Origin of the sequence: Flavobacterium sp. UBA4854, assembly GCF_002399805.1 — a bacterium.
GTDB classification, from domain to species: domain Bacteria; phylum Bacteroidota; class Bacteroidia; order Flavobacteriales; family Flavobacteriaceae; genus Flavobacterium; species Flavobacterium ginsengisoli.
The window spans coordinates 1-10,449 of record NZ_DHEI01000076.1; the positions used below are offsets into that span (position 1 = coordinate 1).

Consider the following 10,449-nt stretch of genomic DNA (forward strand, 5'->3'; position numbering starts at 1 on the left):
GGGAAAGTACTAACTAATGATATCAATTCGATAACAATATTAGATGTTTCAAGTTCTGATATTACTGATTTAACAGGTATTGAAGATTTTACCTCTTTAACTCAATTATATACTATGTCAAATAAATTGACATCATTAGATGTATCTAACAATTTAGAATTAACGACATTGAGATGTGATTCAAATGGTACTATAACAAGTTTGAATATTTCTAAAAACACTAAACTTATAAATTTGTTTTGCGGTAATAACCAAATTACGAGTTTAAATCTTTCTAATCTTACAAACTTAATAGACCTATACTGCTATGAAAATCAATTAAGCAGTCTAGATCTTTCTACAAATACAAATTTACAATATCTGTATGCAAACAGAAACCTTCTGACATCATTAGATCTGAGTAAAAACACACTTTTAAATACCTTGTATTGTCAAGATAATAGTAGGCTTGAAACCTTAAATCTTCAAAATGGAAACAATACTTTACTTAAAAAATTAAACTTAACATACACTCCAAGTTTATATTGTATTTTAGTTGATGATGTTGCTTATTCTGACACCAATTGGAGCTCATACAAACCAAATAATGTTGCTTTCTCGACAGTTTGCCAAACTCCTGAGTATCTTTTAATACCAGATCCAGAACTTGAGAAAGCTTTAATAGCTAATAATGTTGATGGTGTAGTTGATGGTAAGGTTATAAAATCTAAAGTTTTAGCTACCGAAACCTTATACTTAAATATCACTACTGTAACCGATTTGACAGGTTTAGAATATTTTGAAAATTTAAAAAAATTAGATCTTTCAACAAGTGGAGGATCTACTGCTATTAATAAAATTGATCTATCCCCTTTTACTCAACTAACGTCTTTTGCAAGCAGATTTACTAATTTGTCTGAAATTAATGTGTCTAAGAACGCAAATCTTAAGGATTTGGATTTGAACAATAATAAGCTTACAAAAATTGATGTTAGTTCAAATTTAGCTTTAGAAAACTTATCCATTGCAAGAAACTCAATAAGCGAGCTAAATGTTACAAAAAACACCGCTTTAAAGGTGTTAAATTGTATCGAAAATCCTTTAACGGTAATAAACGTTTCTAATAATACTGCACTGCAAGAACTTTACTGTTATTATAACAGGCTGAAAACGTTAGACGTTACGAACAATCCTAATTTACAAGTTTTAAATGCAGAACTTAACGATTTGAAATTATTAGATGTTTCTAAAAACTTACAGTTATTGACTCTTAATGTCGATCAAAACGATATAAGATCATTAGATGTATCTAAAAATACTTTACTAACAAAGTTTACTTGTGGTTATAATAACAACTTAATTTATTTGAACGTTAAAAATGGTAATAATAAAAATTTCATAACTAACACAAGTAATTACAGAGGTTTTATAAGTAATAAATTAAGTTGTATTGAAGTTGATGATGTTGACTATTCTAATGCGAACTGGTCAGGATTGAAAGATAGCAACGCTAGCTATTCTACTTCTTGCGATGTTGTATTGGCATATACCGCAATTCCTGACGCGAACTTTGAAGAGGCATTAATTTTACAAGGAATTGATAAAGATGGTAAAAATGGAAAAGTTTTAACTTCTGATATCCTTAACGTTACATCTTTAAATGTATCTAACAGCAATATTAAAGATCTAAAGGGAATTGAAGATTTTACGTCTTTAACTTCATTAGATTGTTCTAAAAACAATTTGACAGCGCTAAATGTTGAAAAAAATACACTTTTAACGCAGCTTAAAGCTAGCAACAATAATCTTTTTGATTTAAACGTATCAAAAAACACAAAACTAACCAATCTAAGTGTAAGTTTTAATAAAATAGTAAGCCTAGATCTTTCTAAAAATACCATTCTAAAAGAGGTAGACGCAGCTTCTAATAACCTGCACAATCTTAATTTAAAGAATGGCAACAACGTAAACATGCAACGTATGATTTTTGGAAATTTCACCGAAAATCCTCATTTAGCTTGCATCGAAGTCGATGATGCTGCATTTTCTGAAGCAAACTGGATTGCAAAAGATGCAACTGCAAATTATTCAACTCAAGCTTGCCCTTTAAACGAACAGCAAACTTTAATTCCTGATTTGGCTTTTGAAAGAATATTAATTGCTAAAGGTTTAGACACAGATGGTGAAAACGGAAAAGTACGCACTTTAAATATTTCAGGTTTAAGTAGTTTGTCTTTAAATGACAGCAATAATAAAATTTCTGACCTAACAGGTATTCAAGACTTTAGATCTCTAATTTCATTAGAGGCAAATGATAATAATCTTACAACGGTTGATCTTTCTAAAAATACCGAATTGATTGTTTTAAATCTTGCTACTAATAAATTAGCATCTATTGATTTATCAAACAATACTCGATTATGGTCTGTAACTATCAGAGACAACCAATTAACAACGTTAGATGTTTCTGGGAATTTAGAATTAGGAAGCTTAAATGTTAACAGCAATCAATTAACTGCTTTAAACATTTCTAAAAACACTAAACTAACCGATTTATCTGCGAGTTATAATCAATTGACAGATATTAATTTATCTGCAAATACTAAATTGAGTTCTTTATCTATTTATGGCAACTTGCTAACTTCTTTAGATGTTTCGAACAATGTATTACTAACTCAAATATTATGTTCTGATAATAGAATAACAACTTTAGATTTATCTAAAAACACTAAATTAGCATATATAAATGCTCCTAATAATAAATTGTTCAAACTAAATATTAAAAATGGTGCAAACAATTTGATTAATACAGCTTATTATTCCAGCTTCGTAAATAACCCTTCTTTAAAATGTATTCAGGTTGACGATGCAGATTTTTCTAATGCAAATTGGAGCAAACTAAAAGATGCTACTACAGTTTACTCATCTGATGCTTGTCCAGACGCAGAACCTTTTACACTAATTCCTGATGCTAATTTTGAAAATAAATTAATCGCTCTTGGAATTGACAAAGATGGTCCAAACGGAAAAGTTGCCACTTACAATATTGATAGTTTAACTTCTTTAAATGTATCAAAAAGCAATATTTCTGACTTGACAGGATTACAAGATTTTAAGGCCTTAACTTCCTTAGAAGCGTCAGACAACAAATTGACAGCTATTAATATTTCGAAAAATACATCGCTGACCAATTTAAATGTTAGCAAAAACCAATTGACTTCTTTAGACATTTCTGCAAATTACTTATTAGCTACCGTAGATTGTAGTGCAAATAGTATTGCAACTTTAAATCTTTCTCAGAGCAGCTTTTTAAGTGATTTGAACTGCAGTAATAATAGCATTACAACATTAGACCTTTCTTATCTTTATGGATTAACTAATTTAAATTGCAGCAATAATGCTCTTACTGCTTTGAATCTTTCTAGAAATAGTAAGTTAACAATTTTAAGCGCAAGCATTAATAAATTGGAAAGTTTAGATGTTTCTAAAAACACAGCGTTAAAAGAAATTGACTGTGCAGGTAATGAGCTATACAACTTAAACTTGAAAAACGGAAACAATGTTAATATGGAAAGAGTGATTTTTGGAAACTTCTCACAAAATCCAAACTTGCTTTGTATTCAAGTAGATGATGCTGCATTCTCAAACGATAAATGGATTGCAAAAGATGCAACTGCAACATACTCAACTGAAGCTTGTCCGCTAAACGGAAAGTACACTTTAATTCCTGATCCAAATTTTGAAAAATTATTAATTGCCAAAAACATTGATAAAGATGGCGAAAATGGAAAAGTTTTAACTTCAAGTATTGAGAAAATAACATACTTAGATCTTACCGACACCAATCTAAAAGTGTCTGATTTAACAGGTATTCAAGACTTTAAATCTTTAGTAACTTTATACTGTTCTTCTGCCAATTTAACTTCTGTAGATTTATCTAAAAACGTAAACTTGGAAGTTGTTGGTTTATCAAACAATAAATTAACTTCTTTAGATTTATCTGCTAATATAAATTTAACAAACGTAACAGCATATTATAATGAACTAACCAGTGTAGATTTTTCTAAAAATACGGCTTTAAAAACTTTAAGTATTTACAGAAACAATTTGACTAGTTTGAATGTTTCTAAAAATACCGCATTAACAAGTTTAGATGCTGGTAACAATCAGTTAAGCACTTTAGATCTTAGCACAAACATAAATCTGACAAAAATAGATGTTTATAATAATCAGCTAACTTCTTTAGATTTTTCTAAAAATACGCTTTTAAAAGAGATTAGAATTTCTAGTAATAAGATTGAAAACATAAATGTTTCAAATCTTAACGCTTTAACATCATTATCGGCAAGTAACAATCAATTTAGTACAATTGACGTTTCTAGAAATACTGGATTACTTTCCCTTGAAGTTTCTAATAACAAATTAACTACGATTGATGTTTCCCTAAATGCTGCTCTTACCGCTTTAGAGGTTTCGAAGAATCAATTAAAAACTTTAGACATTACAAAAAATACAGTTTTGATTGGTCTTTATGCAAATGATAATCAATTAACAAGTTTGGATTTGAGAAATGGAAAAAATACTTTGATTAAAAATTACAATCTATCTCTTACTGGTAACTCGCAATTATATTGCATTCTTGTTGATGATGTTGCTTATTCAAATTCGAATTGGTCTAGTAACAAAGATGCAATTGCTAAATATAACACAGAATGTACTGGCGAGTTAGTTTTAGCTTCAAACAACTTTACTGTAGAAACTAAAGGAGAATCTTGTTTAGGCGAAAATAATGGAGAGATTAGCATTGTCGGAAAAGCTTCTTTTGCTTACAATGCAATGATAAACGACAAGCCTTATACGTTTACAAATAATGCTTTAAAAATTACTGCATTAACTCCAGGAGTTTACAAAATTAAGATCACAATTCCTGACATGATTTTTGAGCAAAACTTTAATGTAACCATTCAAAAAGGTGCAACAATTACAGGAAAATCTAATGTATCGGCTAAGAATGTAGAAGTTGAAATTACAGAAGGAACTGCTCCTTTTACAGTATTTATTGATGGCGCAGAGCAATTCCAGACAACAGACAAGAATTTTACAGTTTCTCTAGACAAAGCAGGATTAGTCGAAGTGGCTACTGCTAAAGCTTGTGAAGGTGTTTTTGCCAAAAAAGTTACTTCTTATGAGCTAGGAACTATACTTGCTGCTTATCCTAACCCTACTACTGGAACTATTGAAATCGAAATTCCAAGTACTAAAACTGAAATTGCAATTGAATTGTACAATTTTGGCGGTCAATTGGTTTCTCATGGAACTTATAATATTGAAAGCGGAAAAGCTCTTTTAAATCTTGAAAAACTACCTTCAGGAATTTATGCTGCCAAAATCAATTTAGACACTCCAGAATACGTTAAAATCATAAAAAAATAAAAAATGAAGAATTTTATATACCTTTCAATAATCTGTTTAGTATTTGCAGCCTGCGGAAGCGGAGGTGGAGATGATCCTGTCACTCCGCCAGTAGTAAATACGGCTCCTACAGTGCCAGTATTAAGCCTTCCTGCAGATAATAAATTATGTTTAGACAATAATGTTTCTTTTCAGTGGAACGCTTCAACTGACGAACAAAAAGACGCTATTGTTTATCAGATTCAAATTGCAAAAGACAATGCATTTAGTCAAATTGTGAGTACGTTGGATAATTCGTCTCTTTCAACAAGCGCTTTAGCTTTAGACAAAAACACGGCTTATTACTGGAGAGTAAAAGCAACAGACAGCAAAGGTCTGTCTAGTGCTTATTCTTCCACTTTTAAATTTTATACTGCTGGTGTCGCTGTTGTCAATCATTTGCCTTTTGCTCCGGCGTTAATTTCTCCAGAAATGAATGTTGCTTTGAGCACAACAACCGCAAGTTTACAATGGAATGCATCAGATGTTGATACAGCAGATGTACTTACCTATGACGTTTATTTCGGAACGGCAAATCCGCCAACTGAAAAAGTAAGTGATAGCAAATCTGAAAAAACTGTTGATGTTACAATAGAACCAGGAAAACAATATTACTGGCAAGTAACGGTCAAAGACAATAAAGGTGGCGAAACCGTAGGCCAAGTTTGGAAATTTAAAACCAACTAAGCTTAAGAATTACAATTAGTTAAGATAAAAAAAGTCCCATTTTCTAAATACTGAAAATGGGACTTTTTTGTTTTCCAATTAGTAAGAAAATCAGTTACAATTCGTATACTTGTACAACCAAAAACCTAACCTATGAAAATAAAACTACTCTTACTTCTTTTATTGGTAAATGTTTCAATTTACGCCCAGCAATACACATTAATTCCAGATGTTAATTTTGAAAAATCGTTAATTCTTAAAGGAATTGATTCGGGAGCTCCAGATGGTAAAGTCTTAACCTCAAATATTAGCTCTGTAACCGATTTAAGCCTTTATGATTACACGATATCAGACTTAACCGGAATAGAAGGTTTTACATCTTTAGCTAACTTGTATGTCTCTAACAGCTTATTAACCAGTATAAATATATCCCAAAATACAAACCTAAAAGTTTTAAATATTGGAAATAGTAAGTTAACTTCTTTAGATGTTAGTGCCAATATTTTGTTGGAAACACTTGACTGTTCAAGAAACACAGTAACAAATTTAAATCTTTCTAGTAATAGCAATTTGAAAATTTTAAATGTAGCAAACAATCAAATAACAAGCCTTGATTTATCACAAAACACCCAATTGCTAGATTTAAATATTGCAAACAACGGACTTCTTAGTTTAGATATTCAATCTAATCTTTTATTGCAAAAGCTTGACTGTCGAAAAAATGCAATCACAACATTAAATGTTTCAAATAATACAAAACTGGCAAATCTAAACGTCGCGTCAAATCAGCTAGGAATTTTAGATTTATCTCAAAATACGCAATTAAAAAATTTAACCGTTAGCTTTACTAAATTAACAAGCTTAAATGTTGATAATAATATTGCCCTAACCACTTTAACTTGCGATAATAATCTCTTGACCAGTTTAAATGTCTCAAAAAATACACTTTTAACTTCTTTAATTTGTCATTACAATAAGATTGATGTTCTTGATGTTTCTAAAAATACTTTATTAGAACAGTTAATGTGTCATGGCAATAAACTAACGGCTTTAGATGTATCATTAAATCCAGAATTGAATTTATTGGATTGTTTAAACAATAATTTGACTTCTCTTGATATTTCAAAGAACCCAAAAATAACCGAATTGGCTTGCCAAAATAATCAGCTGGAAACTTTAAACTTAAAAAACGGCAACAATAGCATTTTAGATTTAACTTTTTCAGATTTTACAAATAACCCAAATTTGTCTTGCATTAAAGTTGATGATATCGCTTATTCTAACGCAAATTGGATGAGTATAAAAGATGCTGCAGCAACTTATAATACAAATTGCTTTCCTACGTATACATTAATACCCGATATCAATTTTGAAAAAAAGCTAATTTCTAGAGGTCTAGATTCGGGAGTTCCTGATGGAAAAGTTTTGACTGCCAATATCACTTCCGTAAAAAGCTTAGACGTTAATAACGCTCAAATTAAAGATTTAACTGGTATTGAAGCGTTTATTAATTTAGAGTCACTTTTTTGTGGAACCAACGAATTGACAACTCTTGATCTATCAAATAATTTAAAACTTAAGCAATTAGAATCCTATAAAAATAAGCTTACTAGTATAGACCTAAGCAAAAACACAGAACTGTGGTATCTAGATCTTTTCACAAATCAATTAACCACTTTAGATCTTTCAAAAAACAAACTTTTAACAACAGTATATTGCTACGACAATTTATTAACTTCTCTTAATGTTACAGGACTTACTGCATTAGAAGGTTTAGACTGTCCTAACAATCAACTTTCAAGTTTAAATATCAGCACCAATACAAGTTTACAGCAATTATATTGTTATTCAAACAAATTAACGAGTCTGGATATTTCTAAAAACTTAGCTTTGAATCAGCTTAGCTGCTATTCAAACGAATTGACTTTTTTGAATCTAAAAAATGGAAACAACAAGAATTTCACTCTGAACAGTTATCTAAAATTTACAAATAATCCAAATTTGACTTGCATTCAAGTTGATGATGCTGATTATTCAACTACAAATTGGTCCGCTCTTAAAGATCCTACTGCAACTTTCAACACCACTTGCGAAACAACAGAAGTGGTACTTTTTGATCCTAATTTAGAGCAAAAATTAATTGATTTAGGAATTGACACCGATGGCTTGGATGGAAAAATTTCAATTACAGATATACAAAATGTTACTTCACTTGATCTTTCAAATAGTAATATTAGTGATTTGACAGGAATAGAAAATTTTACCAATTTAACTTATCTTGATTGTAGTTTTAACAACTTAAGTACAATAGATGTAAGTAAAAATGTAAATCTTACCAAGATAGATGCAAATTCTAATAATCTAACTTCACTTAATGTTACGAAAAACACAAAACTGCTAAATCTAACAATTTACAATAATCAAATTTCGACAATTGATCTATCTAAGAATCCTGAACTTTTATTTTTAATAGCTGAAAATAACAATCTTACTTCGATAGATTTAGCTGCAAATACGAAACTGGAAATTGTTTCGGTTCAACAAAATAACTTATTGGAACTCGATGTAAAAAATGCTCCAAACCTACAAACTTTAACTTGTGGATTTAACAATCTCTCAACAATAGATTTAACGCAAAATAAAAAGCTAGAACAACTTTTTTGTTACAACAATCAAATAAACGAATTAAATCTTACACAGAATATAGAACTAAAAACTCTTAGTGCTGCCACTAATAAACTAACAAGTTTGGATTTATCTCAAAATACAAAATTAGAGATCGTTCATCTTGTAGCAAATCCATTGACAAGTTTAAATGTTCAAAATGGCAATAATCAAAACTTCATTTTGCCTTCAGTAACAGCTAAAAAAGCAACGGCAAGCTTAGCAACAAGTTTCTTAGGGAATCCAAGTCTTACATGTATTCAGGTTGATGATGTTAATTACTCTAATGCAAACTGGAGTACAATCAAAGATGCGACAGCAACTTACTCTTCAACTTGTAAATCATTAGGTATTGATGATTCTGTTTTTTCTAAAGTAGTTTTATATCCAAATCCAACAAAAACCATTATAAACATCAACAATATTGCCTTAGACAAAGCAACAGTTTACAATTCTTTAGGACAATTAGTAAAATCTTTTACTTTAAACAATGCCAATACAGACAATACTATCGATTTAACTGGCGTGCCTAGAGGTGTTTATTATGTATATCTAATTAACGGAGATGCTGCTTCTGCTAAAAAAGTTATCGTAGAGTAATTATCTCTTTCAAACATAAAAATCCCATTTTCAGCAGTAGAAAATGGGATTTTTTATTTTTTGTAAATGATCTATTTTTAAAGAATCTCTTCGCAGGTAAAAACCTCTTTTAATCGAACACCTTTTTCGGTATGTTCCACAGTTATGATTTGATTGTGGGCATCGTGTTCTAAAAACAAATAATGATTGTTATCTGCCGCCACATTTAAAAATTTTGACTTTTCTGGCATTGTCAGCAACGGTCTTGTATCGTATCCCATAACATAAGGAAGCGGAATATGTCCAGCTGTAGCCAACAAATCGGCACAAAAAACAATCGTTTTATCTTGATATTTGATATGTGGAATCATCTGTTTTTCGGTGTGTCCATCAACATAGTAAATATCGAAACCTAATTCCTTCGAAAAACCAAAATCAGAATCTGGCCTTTCAACAAAATTCAATTGTCCGCTTTCTTGCATTGGCAGAATATTTTCAGACAAGAAAGAAGCTTTTTCTCTAGCGTTTGGTTTCGTTGCCCATTCCCAATGATTTTCGTTTGTCCAGAATTTAGCATTTTTAAAAGCTGGCTCGTAACCTGTTTTATCCGAATTCCATTGAACACTTCCTCCGCAATGATCAAAATGAAGATGCGTCATAAAAACATCTGTAACATCATCACGATTGAAACCATATTTTGCTAGAGATTTATCTAAAGAATGCGAACCCCAAAGCGAATAATATCCAAAGAATTTTTCTGATTGCTTGTCACCCATTCCAGTATCAATTAAGATAAGACGATTTCCATCTTCAATTAATAAACAGCGTGCAGCAATATCAATAAGATTATTGGCATCTGCAGGATTGGTTTTATTCCAAATTGTTTTAGGAACAACGCCAAACATTGCGCCTCCATCTAACTTAAAATTTCCAGATTCTATTGGGTAAAGTTTCATGAGAATGATTTTCTAAAAGAACAAAGCTAGAAAATTCAAACTCCTTTTACTAAAATTTAAGGTTAAAAACTTCAGATTATTCTAATGTAATCGAAGTGCTTCCCATTATTTCTTGCTTATCAAAATAATTCACAAAATAAGTTCCTTTCTTAAA

At 30.4% G+C, this 10,449-nt stretch carries 4 protein-coding genes; 3 read left to right on the top strand and 1 reads right to left on the bottom strand.

Features of this window, described 5'->3' with window-relative positions; all coding sequences use genetic code 11:
* The 3 genes from B3J44_RS10575 to B3J44_RS10585 form a co-directional block, all read left to right on the top strand.
* The coding region (locus B3J44_RS10575; RefSeq protein WP_286968387.1) for a T9SS type A sorting domain-containing protein at positions 1–5,412 on the top strand (5,412 nt) is incomplete at its 5' end.
* 3 nt (positions 5,413–5,415) lie between these two features.
* A complete protein-coding gene (locus B3J44_RS10580) occupies positions 5,416–6,117 on the top strand; it encodes a hypothetical protein (protein WP_286968388.1) in 702 nt (233 codons plus the stop codon).
* 132 nt (positions 6,118–6,249) lie between these two features.
* Entirely contained in the window at positions 6,250–9,360 is a 3,111-nt protein-coding gene (locus B3J44_RS10585) for a leucine-rich repeat domain-containing protein (RefSeq protein ID WP_286968390.1), read from the top strand.
* 77 nt (positions 9,361–9,437) lie between these two features.
* Here B3J44_RS10585 and B3J44_RS10590 read toward each other — a convergent pair whose 3' ends face one another.
* Positions 9,438–10,295 (bottom strand): MBL fold metallo-hydrolase, encoded by an 858-nt coding sequence (locus tag B3J44_RS10590; RefSeq protein WP_278019868.1) that lies wholly within the window; start codon positions 10,293–10,295, stop codon positions 9,438–9,440.
* Positions 10,296–10,449 lie beyond the last annotated feature (154 nt).